We start from the raw sequence: 18,229 nt of genomic DNA, 5'->3' as shown, positions 1-18,229 counted from the left end.
GGCATGAGCGAGCTTCACGGCGCCGTGTGGCGCAAGTCAAGCCGCAGCGGAGGAAACGGCGGCAATTGCGTTGAGGTCGGATTCGCACGCGAAGTGATCGGCGTCCGTGACACCAAGGACCGCGATGGTGGGACTCTCGCGGTTAACAGCACCGCGTGGACCTCGTTCCTCGACGCGATCAAAAGCGACCGCCTCGACGGTTGAACCGCTGCCGTGAAGTCCCGCTCGGTACACGCCGGGCGGGACTTTTCGCCTCGCCTTCCGCGACACGAGAGACTCCTGCTTCGGAACCGAACAATTCGGCGCCGGATCGCCCTCGAAGCTCCCCTGATCCCTGCCCCGCTGCGCGGCGTTCCGTGCGCTGCCGGATTCTTGCCGAGCGACGAAACAGCGGCTACGGCCCGTCGTTCTCGGCCCCGAACAGCGAGGTCCGACCAGTGCGGACCGGGAGAACCGGGTCTCCGCCGCACGATGGCGCGGCGGGCATGTCCCGGTGGGAGCGAACGCGGCTCAGGTGTTGGTCACCGCGACGAAGGCACCCGCCGTAGTGGCGGTCTGGACCGCCACCCGCACCTGTTCCACGGCCTTGCCGACGGCCTCGCGCACCGCAGTGTCGCCGTCGTTCTCGTCCAAGCGGCGTGCCACCTCGCGGGCGTCGGCCTCCGGCAGCACGTCGTGCAGCGCCTCGGCGGTGCGCAGCAGTTCCGCCAGCGCCACCACCTCCCGCGCCGAGTCCGTGCCCGCCGCGAACTCCCGCAGCTCGACGAGCGTGGACTGCTGCGCGCCCGGTTCGACGACGTACTGCCGCACGGGCCAGAAGCCCCAGCGCCGCTTGCGTCGTTCGTGGACGACACCGCGCTCGATCAGGTTCCGCAGGCAGGCGTCCCGTACTCGCCCGGCGTTGCCGCCGATCCAGTCCGCGGCCTCGGTCGGTTCGTTCGTCTCGAACTCCTCGGCCAGCCCTTCGAGCACGGTCGTGGGGCGTTCGCCGCTTCCGGTGGTTCGTATCGCGCCGTCGCGGATGTCCACCCGGCCCGCCAGCACGAGTTCGAGCAGTTCGGCACCGGCCAACGTGAGTTCGGTCGTCTCGCCACCGGTCCCGCCCTCGTGTGCCCAGGCGGTAAGCAGCAGCAGTCGTTCGGCCAACGGCATGGTAGGCATCCGTGCCCCCCGAATTCCGGGACGTCGTCAGTTCTTTCGCTCCGCGCGCATCGCGGTGGCCAGCGCGATGCCGACGGCCAGCCCGATCGCGGCCGCGATGGCGGGGTTGCCGAGGAAGATCCCCACGAATCCTCCCACCACGGCACCCAGTACCGCGCCGCCCCCGATCACCGCGTTGTTGTTGCTCTGGCTCACAGCCGATGCCCTTCTCGTGCGGATTCGGTGAGCGCACTCACACTGTGAGTGTACGAAAGACGAGCGAGGTGAGGCGAAGCCGCAAGCGCTGCCCCACCCCGCGACTCAGGGAGCCGTCGACCCGCTTCAGTGGGACATGGCCTCGCGACGCGAGTTCACGAGGTCACCCACGGACATGCCGGAGAGCTCACTGCCGTCGTGCTTGGCGGTGTAGCCGGCGCCGACGTAGTCGGTGACCATGTTGCCCGCGGCGAAGGCGGCGGCCGTGGCGGCGACGGCACCGGCGGCGACGGCGGCCGTCAGCACGGGGGAGACGCCCTCGACGCTGTCCATCGGCTCGATGGCCCCGGCGGAAGCCGTCACCTGCTGAGTTGCGGCGTTCTCGATGCGATTCATTCGTCTGCTCCTCCGGAAATAAGGCGAACAAATTGTGAACACCCTGCGATGTCCACCTGTTTCAGGTTAGTTTCCCGTCGTCGCGGGACCAACCACCAAATTGCTGATTTTCGTGGCCTGCGGTTCAGTGCGCATGGATGTCCGAGCGAGCGCGAAACAGTCGTTTCGCGCTCGCTCGGACCCGGTGTTTTTCAGTCGTGCGAATGGGGTCACAGGTCGGCGGGAGTCGCGTTCTCGAAGGCGGGTGCGAGCCCCGTCGTTCCGGCTATGACGGCCGCGAATCCGGATCGATCGGAAACGAAGGTGTCCGGGTCGGCCATTTTCGCGGCCCGCTGCATGTAATCCTCCCGGTCCCGTTGTCCGTCGTAGAAGAAACGAACGTACTCGGTCATTCCCAGCAGGAACTCGCGTATTCCATTCTCGTACCACCGCAGTGCGCTCTCCGTTCTCTCGGAATCACGCAGCGCGGTGTCCAGCGCCTGTGCCAGCGGGCTCGCGCTCAGAATTCCCAGGCACACCCCGGTGGACAGCAGCGGGTCGATGAATCCGGACGCGTCGCCCACGCTCACCCAGCCCGGACCGTGCAGCCGTTCGGCCACGTAGGACCAGTCCCGGGCGGTGCGGAACCGGCTGACCGGCTCCGCGTCGCTCAGCAGCTCGGCCAACCTCTCGGTGTGCCGCATGCGGTCCGTGAACAGCTCGTCCGGTGTTAGCGAGGTGTCCCGCAGCTGTCCGGTGGGGGAGACGTAGCCGACGCTGAGCCGGTCCTCGCCGAGCGGGATCGCCCAGAACCAGCCGTCGTGGTCGGAAACCCGCTCCACCAGGATGTTGCCGCGCTGGTCGTCGGGAAGGCGCCCGCAGTTGGTGAAGTAGTTCCAGACGGCGAGGTTCTTCAGGTCCTCGTGCCACCGCTGCTCGGCGTAGTGCCGGGCGACGGTCCTGGACTGCCCCGAGGCGTCGACCACGAAGCGTGCCCCCACGACGTGCCTGCCGCCGTCCGGGGTCGTGTACTCCACCCCGGTGACCTCGCCGTCCGCTTCGACCGGTCCCTTGACCGTGGCCTCGAACTCCACGGTCGCCCCCAGCTCGGCGGCCCTGGTCAGCAGCAGCTCGTCGAACTCGTCCCGCCGGACGTGGTAGGAGTACTCGTAGGGGCCGCCCTCGGCGAACTTGATGTCCCAGAGCCCGCGCTCCTTCCCCCAGATCAGGCTGAGGCCGTACTTGCGCTCGAATCCCATCCGGTCGAGGCGCTCCGTCAGCCCGAGCTCCTCGATTATGTCGAGCATTCCGGTGATCAACGATTCACCCACGTGATAGCGCGGGAAGCGCTCACGTTCGAGTACCGCCACGCGGTGACCCGACCGCGCGAGCAGCCCGGCGGTACTGGCCCCCGCGGGCCCGCCGCCGATGACCACGACGTCGAATTCCGCCTCGGCTGCCCTGTCGATCACCGCTGCCCTGTCGACCACCGTTGTCGCCTCCGTACCGGCCGGTTCGTGTCCTGATTTCGCTGCCCGGTGCTCGTTGCCCCGCGCTCGTTGCCCGGTGCTCGCTGCCCGTTCGTTCGCGACGCCCCTCCCGGAAACGCGTCGCTCACCGCGGCAGGGAGCACGAAGCCGTGCCCCCCGGCATGCGGTGCCTGTTGCGCGCGACGAGTTCGTAGAGGCGTGCCGCGACCCATCGGGTCGGTTGGTGCAGCAGCAGAAAAGCCAGTGGCCGGAATCGACCCCCCACCGCCGCGAAGTATCGTCCGAAAGCGACGGAACCGCCGGAGACCGTGCCGTCGGTGTCGATCCAGAGGATCTCGTGGTTCGCCCGCTCCCGCGTGACACCGAACCGATCCAGATCGAGTGTCTGCCAGCTGGCCACGACGGCCGGGTGAGTGACCCACCTGCCCAGCAGTTCGATCACGCGGCTGCAGAAGCCGCAGTCCCCGTCGAAGATCAGGTAAGGGGGCTGCGCGCCCCCGGAACGGGATTCGGTCATCTCACACCGCCTGCGCGTCGAGCGGACTGGTCGGCTCGTGGGGGATCGTGGTGTACAACCCGTAGGCGATGGCCACGGCCTGCGAACGGTTGCGGACCCGCATCTTGCGAAGAATGTGCAGCACGTGGGATCGAACGGTCGCGGTACTGATGCACAGCTGACCGGCGATTCCCTCGTTGGAGTGGCCGAATGCCAACAACTTGAGCACTTCCCACTCCCGCTCGGTCAGGCTGCATCCGGTGTTGGTCCGCTCCGGGGCGCACAGCAGCGTCCCGACCATCGAATGCATGTCGGTGACCAGCTTCGGAGGGGCGAACGGGTGCCCCACCCGGACGGAGAACAACGCGGCGATGATCTCCTCCTCCGTCGATTCGGAGGACAGCGCACCCCTGGCGCCGCACCGCAGCGCGAATCCCGCCGCCTGCCGCTCCTCCGAGGAGGCGATCACGATCAATCCCCCCGACTCGTTCCAGCCCGGCACCCGTTCGGTGAAGCGTTCGATGTCGAGATCGGCCCGATCGGCGCTGACCACGCCGATCCTGGGACGCAGCCGCTCGGCCTTGGCGAGGAAGTCCTCGTGCGCGTCCGGATACTCGACACGCTCGATACCGACGGTCGTCCTGATCGTCTCGTTGAGTCTGATCGCCGGGATCTCGCCCTGTCTGTCGATGAGTACGATCACGTTCCCATCCTCTCTGCGTGAATTCGTTCGGGTTCTCCATCCGATTCACGGTGTCCCCGTTCGAGCCGGTGGCTCTCGGAGAGAAAGAGCATGGTCGGTTCCTCGCTCTGCTCGTATCCTCCGGACGCGGCGACGAGGAACTGCGTGCTCCGCGCGTTCGGCGCGTGCGGGTAGCGGTGGGTTATGTAGTTGAGCAGGGTGAGGTACGGGACGGTCAGGGCCATGTCCCGTTTGGCCTCGCTCTCGCCGCTGAATCGCAGGATTTCCGCGACGATGTCGAACAGCGTCTTCTCCAGGCGGCGATGGGGGTGCCACACGATGTGGTGCGGTTTGCGCTCCTCGATGTGGCCGATCTCCGACCACTCGGTGACCTCGCCGGACGCCAGGGTGTCCCGGTAGAGCAGGTGATAGTCGTGGATACCGGGGTTCGGTGCGAAGAACCGCCAGTCGGGAAAGATCAGGTTGAACTGGTCGAGCCGACGGATCCTGTCCTCGCGCCGGAACGGATCCTGACACAGGACCGTACCGACGAGCCAGGAACCGAAAACGCCGTACAGCGCGGTGCGCAGCAGTGTTCGTCCTGTCATCACGGATCACTTCTCTCGGCGGTGGTTGTGGTTCGTTCCGGCGGCCCGTCGATCGACCCCACGCGGCTGTCCCGCGCCATGAGCTCGATGACCCGGACCACCCGCTCGGCGTGCTCCGGCGAGCTCACGAGCGTGTAGTGGTCGGCGTCGTCGACGACCGTGTGACTGGATTCTTCGGAAAGTTCGGCGAGGTCGCGCTGCAGCTGACCGTGCACGGGATCGTTGCTGATCTGCTTGCCCGCGGTCACCACCGACAGCGCGCATCCGCCGGGCAGCGGCAGCCCTCTCGTCTCGTGCTGTATCGAGTCCCGCCAGGCGTGCAGCTCGCGCAGCGCCGCCCGCCACGCTCCGGGAGTGCTCATCCGCTCGCGGACCGCGGTGGCCGCTGTCGAGGGGAGCTCGTCCAGTGGGCTGTCCATCCTGCTGTGCCGCAGCAGGCCGAGCCGTGCCTTGGCCCACCACGTGTACATGGTCTGTTCGAGCCACGGCAGTCCGCGCTGTTGTCGCGGGGAACGTTCGAGTTCCTCCGGGTGCGTCGCGTCGACCAGCACCACACCCGCCGTTCGTCCCGGGTTCCGGTGGGCGAAGTGCCGCACGAGCAGGCCGCCGAAGGAATGTCCGACCAGGATGTACGGCCCCGGTGCACCGGACAGCTCGATGGCGGTTTCGAGTTCGGCGACCATCCGGTCGGCTGTGCGCGGGTGGGGTGTGGGATCGCTGAAGCCGTTGCCGGGGCGGTCGTAGCGCAGCGTCCCGGTGTGCTCGGCGATGCGCGGCGCGATCCACTCCCACTCCTGGCTGGGGCAGGTCATGCCGTTCTCGAACACGACGGTGGGGCCGTGTTCCCGCATGCCCTCGGTGCGCAGGTGAAGGAGATGCCCGTTCACCTCGACGAGCTCGCCGGGAGGGTGGGACCACTCGCGGTCCCGGCGTTGCATCAGCTCCTGGTAGCAGCTTCCCCCCACGAGGCCGATTCCGGCGAGCAGCCCGATTCCGCCCGCCCACATCGCTGATGACTTGCCCATTCACGCGCCTTTCGAACTCATGAGCCGCGGTGTATCCGTTTCTTCGGCCGACGAATCGGCCCGCTGCCGCTCCTCGTCGGAGATGTCGGTCCTGACCAGCGTCCGGTAGAGCTCGTCGGTGGCCAGCAGTTCCTCGTGGGTGCCCCGCGCGCGGATACTGCCGCCCTCGACCACGAGAATCCGATCCGCCTCGATCACTGTGGACATTCGGTGGGCGATCGCCACGACGGCGCGGTGTTCGGCTATGCCGTGGATGGTGTCGCGCAACGCGTTCTCGGAGTTGGAGTCCAGCTGCGCCGTGGCCTCGTCCAGCAGCAGCATGTCCGGGTTCGTGAGCAGCATCCTCGCGATCGCGACGCGCTGTCGCTGGCCGCCGGAGAGCTTGCTGCCGTGCTGGCCCACCTCGGTGCTCATGCCGTCCGGCAGCGCGGCGATCACGTCTTCCAGATCGGCCAGCCGAACCGCCTCGTCCAGTTCCGCCCGGCTCGCGTCCGGATTGGCGTAGCGGATGTTCTCCTCGACGGTTCCGGAGAGGATCGCGGGATCCTGCTGCACGTAGCCGACCCGGCCGCGCAGTTCGGGCAGCTCCAGCTCGCCGACGTCGGTGCCGTCCAGTGTGACGGTTCCCGAATCGGGGCGGTCGAACCTGGTCAGCAGCGTGAGGATCGTGGACTTCCCCGAACCGGAGGGGCCGACGAGGGCGGTGAGTCCGCTGCGCGGTATGTCGAACGTCATCCCGTGCAGCACTTCCGGGCCGGTTCCGTAGCCGAACCGCACGTCCTCGAACCTCGCCAGCGTTCCCGCGCCGGTGGTGGTGTTGCCCGTGCCGGTCTCGCCGCCGGAGCTCTCGGCCACGGACCCCTCGGCCACGGACCCGTCCTCCTGGCCGATCCGCAGCACCTCGTCCAGCCGCGTGATCGCTGCCAGTCCCTGCTGCAGCTGCCCCAGCGCGGTCGAGACGGTCACCAGCGGGGTGATCAGGTAGAACAGGTAGAGCACGAAACTGGTGAACTCTGCGATGCTCATGCCCCCTGTCGCGACCCGGCTCATCCCGACCGCGAACACCACGGCGAAGGAGATCTGCAGCCCGACGCTGACCGTGGGGGCCAGCATGGCGTTCAACTTCGTCACGCCGAGACCGGTGCGGTACGCCTCGTCCATTCTGGTTCCCAGGCGTCGCTGCTCGCGCTCCTCGGCGCGGGAGACCTTGATCGTCGTTATCGCGGACAGCGCCCGGTTCAGGTCGGCACCCAGGGCCCCAACGCGGCCGCGGTTGAGTTGTGCCGCGCCGCGCAGTCTCCTGGCGAGCAGAAAAGTGACCGCTGCCGCGACCGACAGCGACAGCAGCGTCAGGCCGAGCAGCAGCGGGTCCAGCACCACCATGATGAGGATGCCGCCGAGCACCATCAGCGCGCTGACCACCATGGTCGCCAGGCTCTGCGTGAGGGCCGCCTTCAGCAGCGAGGTGTCGGTGACCACCCGCGCGTGCAGGTCCCCGCTCGGTCGTTCCTCGTGCTCGCGCCGGGTGGCTCGCAGCAGTCTCCCGGTCAGGGTGAAGCGGACGTCCCGCACCACCGATTCCCCGGTGCGCCCGACGAGGTAGCTCTGCAGTCCTCCGACGAACGCGTCGAGGCAGAACAACCCGATCAGCAGCGCGATCGGTGACCACAGCCCGCCGTCCCGTCCCACGGTGTCGACCAGCCAGCCGATCCCCATCGGTTGTGCCAGTGAGGCGAGAGCGGCGACGACACCGAGCGCGATCGCCACGGTCAGAATACCGCGGTAGGGACGAACCAGATCCCGTACTCGCAGCGAAGCTCCGCTTTGCTCGGCCGACAACGGGATCACCTCTTGGAACCGGTCAGGCGGGCGACGAGCCGTGATTTCGAGCGGCCGCGGATCGGCCCCAGATTCCTGGAGGTGTAAGCCACCGCGGGGTAGGTCCCCAGAAACGCCCAGAGGAAACGGTTCAGCCCCATGAACACCGCGTTGCCGCCGTGGAAGCTCAGTCCGGAGGCGAGGATCCCGCGCGCCACCGGCTTCGGCGCGACCAGTACCAACGGGAAGCCGGTCTCGCCGGTGATGGTCACCCAGGCCAGCAGGCGAGCGGCCCAGGGTTTGCTCTTGAGCAGTTCGTAGACCCGGCTGTGCCCGTACATGTGGGTGCGGAAGATGTCGCGCACGGCGGTTCCGTTGCGCCAGACGGGCGAGACCAGTTTGGAGATACCCGCGACACCGTAGGACAGGCAGGACTGCAGTGCGATGAAGTGCATGCAGGCCTGCTGGGCGCGCTCGTCGGAACGGGCGAGTCTGCTCGCGAGCAACGAGGTGTAGGTGATCATCGATATGTGCTCCGAACCGTCCGATCCGTACGGGGTCCGCAGGTGGAGCGCGTAGTTCGAAGCCGTCAGCACCGCCGTCGCGGTCGTTTTGGCCGCTGACGGTGCGCGCGGTACGAGCAGCACGATCGAGCCGGCCGCGCGTGCGGCGAAGACCACGTTGATCCCGGGGGACTTCATCAGCGGGGTGAGCAGATCACCGACCCTTCCCGCGAGCGCCTTGTGCCGGGTTCGTGCCACGTCCCAGCTCAGCAGGTCGTCGTCGGCGAAGCTCTTTCCCGCGGCCAGGTACTCCAGGGAGGAGATCAGGGTGCCGAACGCGGTCAGCCGCTCGACGTTCTCCAGCGTCGCCTCGAGCCCCTCCGCGTCGAAGCCATCCTCGTGTCCGGGTTCGTGCACCAATGTCGGTCCTTCGGCTCGTTCCGTTCCGGGGGTCGTGCTGTTCCTGGAGGGGAGAGACGGGGTACCCTGGTGGGTACCCCGAAAGGCGACTCAGCCCAGCAGAGCGGTACGCCGTTGCAGCAGCTCCCCGCTGGACATGCCGGTCGGGTCCTGGCCGGTGGAGGCGGCATAGGAACCGGAGCCGCTCTCCACCGCGTCGGACGCGACACCAGCCGCGAAGCACACGACCGCCGCGGCGGTGATGGCCGCGGCCGTGAGCACGGGGGCGGTGGAGCCGGTGGTGTCCAACGACCTGACCGCGCCGTCGTGCGCGTCGGGCAGCTGGACGTTCGCGACTGACTCGATACGGTTCATAGTCACTCCCATTTTGTTGGGAATCGGATAATTGCACGAGTCAAGTTAGCGAAGCGGGAAGATACTGTCGTCCACCAAAATGCCGATATGTGAGCTCTCGTGTCCACCGCGGAGCCCGATGGTGCCCGGTTTCGCTCACATTTAGATCAGCCGGTGTTGTTTTTCGGGATACTCGAGGACCTATCTCTCGCCGGGAAGAGATAACCGCATTGTCAATAGCGAACAAGGCATAGTGTCGTACATCACAGTCAGAATTGTGGTTGTGCTTTCGACCGCTGACACCCTTCGTGTTCGAGCGATCTCGCAGAGTACTTGTCGTGGATTTCGTGTCGCATTTTCGGGCCGGAGATCCACAAGGTGTAATCGCTGTTTACCGTTAGTTGTTTCTTGGTTTCGGCGTCGGGCCGATTCGTGTTTCATGGAAAGGGTTCGTTGGTCGCCGACAGAGTTCGGCGATCCGGAAGTCGTGAACGTGTTGACGAATCGAGGACGTGGGATGAGTGCACACCCGACCGAGATACTGGTGGAAGGCTCCGGGGGAACCGGGGTGGTGCGTCGGACGCTGTTCCCCTCCGGGCTGCGTGTGGTCACCGAAGAGGTGTCGGAGGTTCGCGCCGCGAGCGTCGGTGTGTGGGTCGGGACCGGATCACGGGACGAGAGCGCGGGCGTCAACGGTGCGACCCACTTCCTCGAACACCTGCTGTTCAAGGGAACCGAGCGCCGTGGGGCGCTGGACATAGCCAGGGCGATGGACGCGGTCGGCGGGCAGTCCAATGCGGTCACCATGAAGGAGCAGACCTGCTACTTCGCCCAGGTGCACGACGCCGACGCGCCGACAGCCCTGGAGCTGCTCGGTGACATGGTCACTTCCGCCGCGCTCGAGGAGCGGTCCTTCGAGAACGAACGCCAGGTGATCCACAGTGAACTGGCCCGTCGTGCCGACAATCCGGCGCAGTCGGTCAGCGACACCTTCGAACGCGCGCTCTGGGGCGACTCGTCGCTCGGCAGGCCGGTGCTCGGCTCGGCCGAGTCCATCGCCGCGCTGTCCAGGGACGACGTGGCGGAGTTCTACCGGGCGCGCTACACGCCGTCGAACGCGGTGGTCGCGGTCGCGGGCAATGTCGATCACGAGCGGATCGCCTCTCGGGTGGCCGAGACCTTCGGTGACTGGTGCGAGAAACCCGCCGAGCCCGCCGCCGAACGCGCCCTTGCGGGCGTGTACCCGGAACGACCCGGGGTGCTGGTGCGGCAGCGGGAATCACAGCAGGCGAGCGTCGTCCTCGGTTGCTCGAGCCTGACCAACACCGACGAACGGCGGTTCGCGCTCGGTGTTCTCAGCTGCGCACTCGGCGGCGGGCTCTCCTCCCGACTGTTCCAGCGGGTTCGGGAACAGCGCGGCCTGTGCTACACGGTCTCGACCTCCGGCGCGCACTACGCGGACACCGGCCTGTTCGGTGCGTTCGCGGCGACCGCGCCGGAACACGTCGACGAGCTGATAGCGGTGCTGGCCGAGAACTTCGACGAGGTGGCCGCCAACGGCATAACCGACGAGGAGCTCGCCGTGGGCAAGGCGCAGCTCAGAGCGGTTCTCGTGCTCGGCAGCGACACGGCCAACGCCAGGATGACCAAGATCGGCCGCGGACTGCTGGACGGGGACGTCATCGACATCGACCGGGCGCTGGCGCTGGTGGACGCCGTCGATCAGGACAGCGTCCGCGAGGTCGCCGCCGACGTGCTGAACCGGCCGCGTGCGCTGGCGGTGCACGGGCCGTTCGAGGCCGATCGAACCTTCCGACTGCCGAACTCGAGCCGAGAATCGGCCGGTTCGAGCTGAGAGTCGGCCGGTTCGAGCTGAGAGCCGCCGCTCGAAGCGGAATCCGCCACCGCGCTGCCGCACCTTCGTCACGGACGGTTTGCTTGAATAGCATTCAAGTACTAGCCTCCTGTTCAAGTGAACGGAGGAATGGCAGTGGACAAGAGCTCATCGCACGAGATGCCCCCGGACGAAGCGCTCGGACGGGCGGGGCGCATGAGCGAGCTCGCTCGTGACGGATCCCGCTGGTTCGGTTACATGCTGATCCTGCTCGGGCTCGTCACGACCGTTTTCTTCGCAGGCCAGGCGCTGGCCCAGGGCTGGATCGCCGCCGCGTTCGCGTGGTTGTACGCGGCCTGCATCGCCGGACTGTTCTGGTACGTGAACCGGCAACGGGTGGTGAGCCGGGAAACCCCGCGCATCACCCGTGCCGTCACGATCGCCTACGCGGCGTTGGTGATTCTCACCAGCGTCATCACCAGCACCTGGTTGGACGACGAACCGCTGTGGCAGTGCCTGCTCGCACTGCTGCCCGCACTGCCGTGCTGGTCGGCCGCATGGTGGGTGCTACGTCGATGAGCGAGTCGGGAAGTCATCCGCGCCACGCCCTCGACCAGCTGATCCACACCCCGGTGCGGTTGTCCATCGTGTCCGCGCTGGCCGAGGCCGAGCAGGTGGAGTTCCGCTTCCTGCGGGACAGCATCGAAGTCAGCGACTCGCTGCTGGCCAAACACCTCGCCACGCTCGAGGAGGCGGACTACATCACGGCGGTGAAGGGACACGTGCTGCGCAGGCCGCGCACGTGGTACTCGCTCACCGCGAACGGCAGGCGGGCCTTCGACGACTACCTTGCCGCCCTGCGCCGAATTGTCGACCACCACGCCGAGGAGGAGAGGTCTTGACGACCGAGCAGGTGTCCGAGGAACACCCGCCGCACGCGGCGACGACTTCGATATCCGTGCACGGCCTGACCAAGTACTACGGTTCCGTGCTCGCCGTCGACGGACTGGACCTGGAGGTCCGTTCCGGCGAACTGTTCGGGGTGCTCGGCCCCAACGGGGCGGGCAAGAGCACGATGCTGGAGATCCTCGTGGGGCTGCGCGAGCGCAGCTCGGGAACCGTCGAAGTGCTCGGTTCGGACCCGTCGAACGATCGTGAACGGCTCCGGCGGCTGGTGGCCGTGCAGCCGCAGCAGGCCGAGCTGTTCCCGAACCTCACCGTCCGCGAGACGCTGCGCCTCTGGGCCTCGTTCCACGAGAATCCGGAGGAACCGGACTCGGTGATCGAGCGCGTCGGACTCACCGCCTCGGCGGACCACCGGGTGCACAAGCTCTCCGGCGGTCAGGAGCGGCGACTGCTGGTCGCCACGGCCCTGATAAGCAGGCCCGAACTGATCGTGCTCGACGAGCCCTCGACCGGACTCGACCCGAACGCCCGGGCCGATCTCTGGGACGTGCTGCTCGCCTACCGCGACCGCGGCGGGACCGCGCTGCTGTCCACGCACTCCATGGAGGAAGCCGAGTCCCTCTGCGACCGCGTGGCCGTCGTCGACAGTGGAAAGGTCGTCGCCTGCGGCGCCCCGGCCGAGCTGGTCATCGAGCACGCCCCGCACGACGTCGTCAGTTTCCGCCGCGCCGGAGCCCCCGACATCGAGGCCGTTCGAGCGATACCCGGTGTCGAGGAGACCGAACTGCACGGCAACCGGGTGCTCGTGCACACCTCCCGCGCCGACGAGGTCACCACCGAGCTGATGTCGATGACTCCCGTACCGCAGAACCTGGTCCGGCGCACGGGCGGTCTGGACAGCGTGTTCCGCGTGCTGACGGGACGAACCCTGGACGACGAGAAGGACGGTTGACTCCCGATGACCGGCAACAGTTTCCGCACGCTGGCGTTGGCCAACGCCCGCGAACTGATCAGAGACCGCAAGACCGCGTTCGCGGCGATCGGGATGCCGTTGTTCTTCCTGGCGCTGTTCCTCGCCGTGGGCCACTTCGTCAACCGCTCCAGCGAGTCGGACGCGATCAGGATGCTCCTGCCGACGGCGCTGTTCTTCATGCTCGGCTCCATGGCTTTCCTGGGAACCGTTTCGCCCACAGTGGACCTGCGGCAGCGCGGGACGCTGCGGTTGCTGAGCACCACGCCACTGCGCAAGATCACCTTCCTGCTCTCGCTGGTGCCCGTTCGCGCGCTCGTCGCGCTGGGCTACGTCGTGCTGGTCGTCGCGTTCGCGACCGCCTTCGACTACGTCACGATCGCCGGGATACCCGTGCTGCTCGTCTCGGCCGTGTCCGGCGTGGCGTTCTTCCTCTCGTTCGGATTCGTGCTCGCGGCGGTGCTGCCCAGCGTGGAAGCCGCCAACAACACGCTGAGCCTGGTGCTGGTCCTGATGTCTTTCCTCGGGGGCGCCGTGCTGCCGTTGCGCACCATGCCCGAGGGAGTGCGGGACGTGCTCGGCTGGCTCCCACCCGCACGACTGGTCGACACCTTCCGGCACACGATCGCCGGTTTCCCCGCGCAGTACTCGGCCTGGTCGAGCTGGCTGCTCATGCTCGGTTTCGCGGCGGTGCTCACCGCGCTCGCCACCCGGGTGTTCAGCTGGGACACCGACAACCGCTGACCGCGGCCTAACCGGTTTCCCGGGAATCCAGAACCGAGCCGTCCGGCGGGTCGTTACGGTGTGAACGTGTCCGGCAAGCAGTCCAGCGCTCCCCGTACGGCCGATCGTGACGCCCCGTCGGCGGCTCCGGCGGATCTGCCCGCCGTGCACGAGGCGTGGTTGCCCAGGGAGCACCCGCTGCACCGCCCCCGACACGGTGCCAAGCAGTACATCGCGCTGGCCTGCGCCTTGCTGTTCTTCGGCGCGCCGGTGCTGTCCTGGACCCTCGGGGCCCGGGCGGAACGAATCGAGAACCGCGAACTCGCCTCCTTCCCCAGCATCACCGAGGGATGGGGGTTCTTCACCGGGCTGAACGACTGGGCGAGCGATCGCCTGGCGTTCCGAGCCCAGGCGGTCGACGCCGTCGAGGGAATCAGCGAGGGGGTGTTCGGCGAACCGGCCCCGCACGGCTCCGACCCCGGTGGTTCTCCGCTCGGAGGCGGTGGCGCGGACCAACAGCGTTCCGGCAAGCCGGACCCCGAGCTCTTCCCCGACGTGGTCCGGGGCGATGACGGGTGGCTCTTCCTGGGCCACGACGTGTCGTACAAGTGCCTGCCCGACATGGAACTGGACCGCGTCATCGCCGGGCTGCGGCGCTGGCGTTCGGTCGTGGAGGCGTCCGGCCGCGAGTTCCGACTGGTCATCGCCCCCGACAAGTCCACCGTGTACTCGAAGTACATGCCCGACGAGTACGTGGGGCGTGACTGCATGCGAGAGCTGCGCTCGGAGTTCTGGCGACGCGTGCCCGAGGCCACCGGGGCGATCGACATGCGCCCCACGCTGCGCGAGCTCGACCGGCGCCGCGACGAACCCGTCTTCACCAAACTCGACACCCACTGGCGACACGCGGGCGGGCTGGCGATGGTTCGACGGTTGGCGGAGTCGCTGCGGCCCGGAGTGACCGACAGCTGGGAGGTGGAGCCGGGCAGGACCTATCAGCACCGCGCGGACATCCCCGAGCTGGTGGGCGAGAAGCGGGAATGGACGGTGCGATCCTATTCGCTGGCGCCGGACGGCGGGGCCGACAACACGCGGTTCGTCGGCAGCGACTTCCACGAACCGCTGCACCTGGAGTCGAGCGCACGGCCGGGAATGATCGACGAACCCACGAGGATGATCGCGGACTCGTTCACCCAGTTCGCCAGTCCCTACCTGGCGGCCTCCTTCGCCGACATCACCATCGCGCACCCGAACAACGTGCTCACCGACCCCGAGCGAACGGGACGCATGCTCGCCGAGGGCGAGGTGGTCACCTTCGAACTGTCGGAGCGGTTCCTGGCGGGCGGGCGGTACGCGATGCTCGCCCCGGACATGGCCGAGCAAGTCGGCCAGATCCTCAAGCGCAACCCGGTTTAGAAGTCACAGCAGAACTCGGGTGGGTGGTCGGTTAGCCGGCACGTGAGTCGGCGCTGATGGCGCGGCGATTTCGCGAGAAATTGACGGCCACGGGGCCACACCGGAGTGGCGGTACGGCTCCGGGCGGCGTCGATTTCTCGCGAAATGTACGCGGGGGAGCGGTGACCGACCACGCGGATCGACCGCACGAGGCCGACCGCATGAGGCCGAACACACGAGGCCGACCGCATGAGACGGGGCACACGAGGTGGGGTGCACGAGGCCGACCGCACGAGGTCGAACACCCCGGCCGAGTTCCCACACGAGCTCTCGGTCACACCGCGGCGGCGGAGCTACCCCTGGTCAACCGATTCACGCGCAGGCCGCCGACCACCCGGCACACCAGGTAGATGCCGAACGAGACGGCCGTGACGAACGCGCTCACCGGCACGCCCGGGGCCAGCGACAGCAGGATCCCGCCGACCGCCGCGACCTCGGCGAAGACCACCGACAGCAGCGTCGCCCTCACCGGGCTGGCCGTCACCCGCATGGCCGCAGCACCGGGGGTGACCATCAGCGCCATCACCAGCAGCGCCCCCACCACGTGCACCCCGAGCGCGGTGGCGATCCCCACCAGCAGCGCGAACACCGGTGTCAGCAGTCCGATCGGCACGCCCCGCGCCGCGGCCACCTCCGAGTCGACGCTGGCGAACAGCAGCGGGCGGTACAGCAGGGCGGTCACCAGCAGCACCACCAGCGCGGCCGCACCGAGCAGGGTGACGTCGGCCGAGCTCACCCCGACGATCTGCCCCACCAGCAGGGTGAACTTGTTCGAGGCGCGTTCGGGATTCATCCACAGCAGCAGCACTCCCAGACCCAGCCCGAACGAGAGCACGGCGCCGATCACCGAGTCGCGCTCGGTCTCGCGTTGCCCCAGCAGCCCGAGCAGCAACGCCGCGACCACCGCCCCGGCCAGCGCACCCACCGTCACGCCGACACCGATCAGCAGCGCGGCGGCGGCTCCGGTGAACGCGAGCTCGGCGGTGCCGTGCACGGCGAAGGACATCTTCCTGGTGACCACCAGCGGCGCCAGCACACCGGAAACCAGTCCCAGCGCCGCCGCTGCCAGCAGAGCCTGCTGCACGAAGGGGTAGCCGAGCAGCTCGCCGGTGAGGCCGAAGTCGAATATCCTGCTCAGCGCGTCCAGCAGCCGGTTCATGCCTCGCCCCCCTCGTGCACGTGGTGGTCCTGCTCGTTCTCGGCCCCCGCCACGACGAGGCGGCCTCCGACCCGGGCGACCTCGACCTCGGTTCCGTACAGTTCGGACAGCGTCGTCGAGTTCATCACCTCGTCGGGGGTGCCGATCCGGAATCCGCCGTTGACCAGGTACAGCACCCGGTCCACCAGCGGCAGCACCGGGTTGATCTCGTGGGTCACGAACAGCGCCGCCGCCCCGGTGGTCCTGGTCTGGCGGCCGATCAGTTCACTGACCCGGCGCTGGTGCGAGGGGTCCAGCGAGAGCAGCGGTTCGTCGCACAGCAGTACGTCCGGTTCGGACACGATGGCCTGCGCGATCCGCAGCCGTTGCTGCTCCCCGCCGGAGAGCAGCCCCAGCGGGGTCTTGGCGTAGTCGGTGGCCTCCACGGCGCGCAGTGCCTCGCGCACCCGGCGCGCCCGCGCGGCGCGGTGCCGCAGACCGATGCCCCAGCGGTGTCCGTCCAGCCCGAGCCCGACCAGGTCGTTGCCGCGCATGGTGAGGCTGTTCTGCAGTGAGCGTTGTTGCGGGATGTAACCGATCCGGTCGTTGCCCCGGTGCGCGGGTTCACCCGCGATGCGTACCGAGCCACCGCTCAGCGGGGCCAGTCCCAGCAGCACGCGCAGCAGGCTGGTCTTGCCCGCGCCGTTCGGGCCGAGCACCGCGAGGAACTCGCCGGGGGCCACGTCGAGATCCAGGCCCCGCCACAGCTCGCGCGGGCCGTAGGAGAGCGCCGCGTCGCGCAGCCGCACGGCGGGAGGACGCTCCCGGCCATTCGTGGTCTCGTCGGATCGTGTCCCGTCGGTGGGGTGCTCGGTCGGCTCCGTCGACGACTGCGGTCGCTGCACTTACTGCCCCCCGGTTCCCGCGGTGTTGTCGTCGAGCGCGGTGTCCAACGCGGTTACCCGGCCGGACAGCCACTCGGAGTACGTCCGGTCGTCGGGCAGCGTCTCCGGCATGGCGACCACGGGGATGTCGTTGTTCCGGGCGCGCTCGGTGATCCGTTCCGTCAGTGGGGAGGCGGTCTGCGGGTTGTGGATCAGCGCGGCCGGCCTGCCCGAGCCGACGAGTTCCTGCATCTCCGCCACGGTGGCCGCCGCCGGGTCGTTGCCCGCCTCCACCGTGCGCACGAACGAGTCGGGTGTGATGTCGGTCAGTCCCGCGTTCTCCAGCAGGTGATCGGCCACCGGGGCGGTGGTCATCACATCGGTGTCGTGGTGCTCGTTCCGCAGCTCGGTGATGTTTCGCTCGATCTCGTCGAGCCTGTCGCCGAACTCGGTGGCGTTGCGCTCGAATCTCTCGGCCCGATCCGGGCGGAGTTCGCCGAGCCGGGCGGCGATGCGCTCGGCGACGAGCCGCGCGGTCCCCGGGTCGTACCAGACGTGCTCGTTGCCGGAGTGCTGGTGGCCGTGCCCGGATTCGGCGTGCCCGTGGCCCTGCTCGGACTCGGTGTGCTGGTGTTCCGATTCGGCGTGCCCGTGACCGTGCTCGTGGCCCTGCTCGGATTCCGCGTGCTGGTGGGTGGAGCCGGTGGTGGGTGAGCTCGATTCATTTTCGGAGTGCTGGCCCGATTCGGAGTGCTCGCCCGACTCGGCCACGCTCACCGCTTCGACTCCGTTGGTGGTCCCGTCACCGTCGCTGAGCAGTTGGCTGACGAAGGCATCGTAGCCACCGCCGTTGTAGACGACGAGGTCGGCGCGATCGATCCGGACCGCGTCGCGCGGGGTGCTCTCGTACGAGTGGGGGTCGGTCTCGTCACTGTCGATGATCGCCTCGACCTCGGCCTCGTCACCGGCGACGGCCTTCGCCACGCCCGCCCACATGTCCGTGGAGGTCACCACGGTGGGCTTGCCGCCCTCCGATGTGCCGCCGGTGCCGCTGCCGCAGGCGCCGAGCAGCAGCGTAGCGGCTGTCAGCCCGGCTAACGCCGTTACGCCGCCCGCGCGATGGCTTCCGGCACGTCCGAGGTGGCAACTACGCGGTGTGTTCACGAAGACTCCTGCTTGCCGGATCGTGTCAACCGACTCGACCGCTAATGGA

At 68.1% G+C, this 18,229-nt stretch carries 21 protein-coding genes; 7 read left to right on the top strand and 14 right to left on the bottom strand.

What is annotated here, in order from left to right:
* The first annotated feature begins 3 nt into the window (after positions 1-3).
* Positions 4-204, top strand: a complete 201-nt coding sequence (locus BM150_RS22395; RefSeq protein ID WP_092929797.1) for a DUF397 domain-containing protein — start codon at positions 4-6, stop codon at positions 202-204.
* Positions 205-510: 306 nt separating this feature from the next.
* Here the strand turns inward: BM150_RS22395 and BM150_RS22390 are convergent, their stop codons facing one another.
* The 11 genes from BM150_RS22390 to BM150_RS22345 form a co-directional block, all read right to left on the bottom strand.
* The gene (locus BM150_RS22390; protein ID WP_217641871.1) at positions 511-1,152 is read right to left on the bottom strand and encodes a GOLPH3/VPS74 family protein; all 642 of its coding nucleotides are present in this window, start codon (positions 1,150-1,152) and stop codon (positions 511-513) included.
* 36 nt (positions 1,153-1,188) lie between these two features.
* Positions 1,189-1,356, bottom strand: a complete 168-nt coding sequence (locus tag BM150_RS24315; protein WP_175496980.1) for a hypothetical protein — start codon at positions 1,354-1,356, stop codon at positions 1,189-1,191.
* Positions 1,357-1,482: 126 nt separating this feature from the next.
* Positions 1,483-1,752, bottom strand: a complete 270-nt coding sequence (locus tag BM150_RS22385; protein WP_092929793.1) for a hypothetical protein — start codon at positions 1,750-1,752, stop codon at positions 1,483-1,485.
* 209 nt (positions 1,753-1,961) lie between these two features.
* A complete protein-coding gene (locus tag BM150_RS22380) occupies positions 1,962-3,221 on the bottom strand; it encodes an NAD(P)/FAD-dependent oxidoreductase (protein WP_092929791.1) in 1,260 nt (419 codons plus the stop codon).
* Positions 3,222-3,345: 124 nt separating this feature from the next.
* Positions 3,346-3,738, bottom strand: coding sequence for a thiol-disulfide oxidoreductase DCC family protein (locus tag BM150_RS22375; protein ID WP_092929789.1), 393 nt, complete (start codon positions 3,736-3,738; stop codon positions 3,346-3,348).
* Between the two features lies 1 nt (position 3,739).
* Positions 3,740-4,420: a response regulator transcription factor gene (locus BM150_RS23900; RefSeq protein ID WP_139219628.1), complete on the bottom strand. Its 681-nt coding sequence runs from the start codon at positions 4,418-4,420 to the stop codon at positions 3,740-3,742.
* Positions 4,417-5,007 carry a hypothetical protein gene (locus tag BM150_RS22365; protein WP_175496979.1) on the bottom strand — a complete coding sequence of 197 codons (591 nt, stop codon included), beginning with the start codon at positions 5,005-5,007 and terminating at the stop codon, positions 4,417-4,419. Before BM150_RS22365 ends, BM150_RS23900 begins: the two co-directional genes overlap by 4 nt.
* Positions 5,007-6,032: an alpha/beta fold hydrolase gene (locus BM150_RS22360; RefSeq protein ID WP_092929787.1), complete on the bottom strand. Its 1,026-nt coding sequence runs from the start codon at positions 6,030-6,032 to the stop codon at positions 5,007-5,009. Before BM150_RS22360 ends, BM150_RS22365 begins: the two co-directional genes overlap by 1 nt.
* Positions 6,033-7,871, bottom strand: a complete 1,839-nt coding sequence (locus BM150_RS22355) for an ABC transporter ATP-binding protein (protein ID WP_139219627.1) — start codon at positions 7,869-7,871, stop codon at positions 6,033-6,035.
* A 5-nt stretch (positions 7,872-7,876) separates the two neighbouring features.
* Positions 7,877-8,770 (bottom strand): hypothetical protein, encoded by an 894-nt coding sequence (locus BM150_RS22350; protein WP_217641869.1) that lies wholly within the window; start codon positions 8,768-8,770, stop codon positions 7,877-7,879.
* Between the two features lie 93 nt (positions 8,771-8,863).
* The gene (locus tag BM150_RS22345; RefSeq protein WP_092929781.1) at positions 8,864-9,127 is read right to left on the bottom strand and encodes a hypothetical protein; all 264 of its coding nucleotides are present in this window, start codon (positions 9,125-9,127) and stop codon (positions 8,864-8,866) included.
* Between the two features lie 496 nt (positions 9,128-9,623).
* Between BM150_RS22345 and BM150_RS22340 the strand changes: the two genes are divergently transcribed.
* From BM150_RS22340 to BM150_RS22315, 6 genes are all read left to right on the top strand, one after another.
* Positions 9,624-10,961, top strand: coding sequence for a M16 family metallopeptidase (locus BM150_RS22340; RefSeq protein WP_092929779.1), 1,338 nt, complete (start codon positions 9,624-9,626; stop codon positions 10,959-10,961).
* 129 nt (positions 10,962-11,090) lie between these two features.
* A complete protein-coding gene (locus BM150_RS22335; RefSeq protein ID WP_139219626.1) occupies positions 11,091-11,519 on the top strand; it encodes a hypothetical protein in 429 nt (142 codons plus the stop codon).
* Positions 11,516-11,842: a winged helix-turn-helix domain-containing protein gene (locus tag BM150_RS22330; protein WP_092929775.1), complete on the top strand. Its 327-nt coding sequence runs from the start codon at positions 11,516-11,518 to the stop codon at positions 11,840-11,842. The genes BM150_RS22335 and BM150_RS22330 overlap by 4 nt, the downstream gene beginning before the upstream one ends.
* Complete coding sequence (locus tag BM150_RS22325) at positions 11,839-12,798, top strand: ABC transporter ATP-binding protein (protein ID WP_217641867.1); 960 nt, start codon at positions 11,839-11,841, stop codon at positions 12,796-12,798. Before BM150_RS22330 ends, BM150_RS22325 begins: the two co-directional genes overlap by 4 nt.
* A gap of 6 nt (positions 12,799-12,804) precedes the next feature.
* Positions 12,805-13,560, top strand: a complete 756-nt coding sequence (locus BM150_RS22320) for an ABC transporter permease (protein WP_092929773.1) — start codon at positions 12,805-12,807, stop codon at positions 13,558-13,560.
* A 66-nt stretch (positions 13,561-13,626) separates the two neighbouring features.
* Positions 13,627-14,955 carry an alginate O-acetyltransferase AlgX-related protein gene (locus BM150_RS22315; RefSeq protein WP_245755682.1) on the top strand — a complete coding sequence of 443 codons (1,329 nt, stop codon included), beginning with the start codon at positions 13,627-13,629 and terminating at the stop codon, positions 14,953-14,955.
* Positions 14,956-15,268: 313 nt separating this feature from the next.
* On the opposite strand, the gene BM150_RS22310 is transcribed toward BM150_RS22315, so the two are convergent.
* The 3 genes from BM150_RS22310 to BM150_RS22300 are packed head-to-tail and all read right to left on the bottom strand — an operon-like array spanning position 15,269 to position 18,180.
* Positions 15,269-16,153, bottom strand: a complete 885-nt coding sequence (locus BM150_RS22310; RefSeq protein ID WP_092929771.1) for a metal ABC transporter permease — start codon at positions 16,151-16,153, stop codon at positions 15,269-15,271.
* A complete protein-coding gene (locus BM150_RS22305) occupies positions 16,150-17,037 on the bottom strand; it encodes a metal ABC transporter ATP-binding protein (protein ID WP_092929769.1) in 888 nt (295 codons plus the stop codon). Before BM150_RS22305 ends, BM150_RS22310 begins: the two co-directional genes overlap by 4 nt.
* Positions 17,038-18,180: a metal ABC transporter solute-binding protein, Zn/Mn family gene (locus BM150_RS22300; RefSeq protein WP_092929767.1), complete on the bottom strand. Its 1,143-nt coding sequence runs from the start codon at positions 18,178-18,180 to the stop codon at positions 17,038-17,040.
* Positions 18,181-18,229 lie beyond the last annotated feature (49 nt).

Source organism: Actinopolyspora alba (assembly GCF_900112765.1).
Taxonomy (GTDB): domain Bacteria; phylum Actinomycetota; class Actinomycetes; order Mycobacteriales; family Pseudonocardiaceae; genus Actinopolyspora; species Actinopolyspora alba.
Note: the sequence above shows the minus strand (reverse complement) of the source record. Positions and strands in the feature narration are given on the sequence as shown.

Coding starts and splice junctions, on each gene's coding strand:
- BM150_RS22310 (WP_092929771.1), bottom strand. CDS start 16,153: ATGAACCGGCTGCTGGACGCGCTGAGCAGGATATTCGACTTCGGCCTC.
- BM150_RS22345 (WP_092929781.1), bottom strand. CDS start 9,127: ATGAACCGTATCGAGTCAGTCGCGAACGTCCAGCTGCCCGACGCGCAC.
- BM150_RS22395 (WP_092929797.1), top strand. CDS start 4: ATGAGCGAGCTTCACGGCGCCGTGTGGCGCAAGTCAAGCCGCAGCGGA.
- BM150_RS22385 (WP_092929793.1), bottom strand. CDS start 1,752: ATGAATCGCATCGAGAACGCCGCAACTCAGCAGGTGACGGCTTCCGCC.
- BM150_RS22335 (WP_139219626.1), top strand. CDS start 11,091: ATGGCAGTGGACAAGAGCTCATCGCACGAGATGCCCCCGGACGAAGCG.
- BM150_RS22365 (WP_175496979.1), bottom strand. CDS start 5,007: ATGACAGGACGAACACTGCTGCGCACCGCGCTGTACGGCGTTTTCGGT.
- BM150_RS22320 (WP_092929773.1), top strand. CDS start 12,805: ATGACCGGCAACAGTTTCCGCACGCTGGCGTTGGCCAACGCCCGCGAA.
- BM150_RS22360 (WP_092929787.1), bottom strand. CDS start 6,032: ATGGGCAAGTCATCAGCGATGTGGGCGGGCGGAATCGGGCTGCTCGCC.
- BM150_RS22390 (WP_217641871.1), bottom strand. CDS start 1,152: ATGCCGTTGGCCGAACGACTGCTGCTGCTTACCGCCTGGGCACACGAG.
- BM150_RS22340 (WP_092929779.1), top strand. CDS start 9,624: ATGAGTGCACACCCGACCGAGATACTGGTGGAAGGCTCCGGGGGAACC.
- BM150_RS22330 (WP_092929775.1), top strand. CDS start 11,516: ATGAGCGAGTCGGGAAGTCATCCGCGCCACGCCCTCGACCAGCTGATC.
- BM150_RS22375 (WP_092929789.1), bottom strand. CDS start 3,738: ATGACCGAATCCCGTTCCGGGGGCGCGCAGCCCCCTTACCTGATCTTC.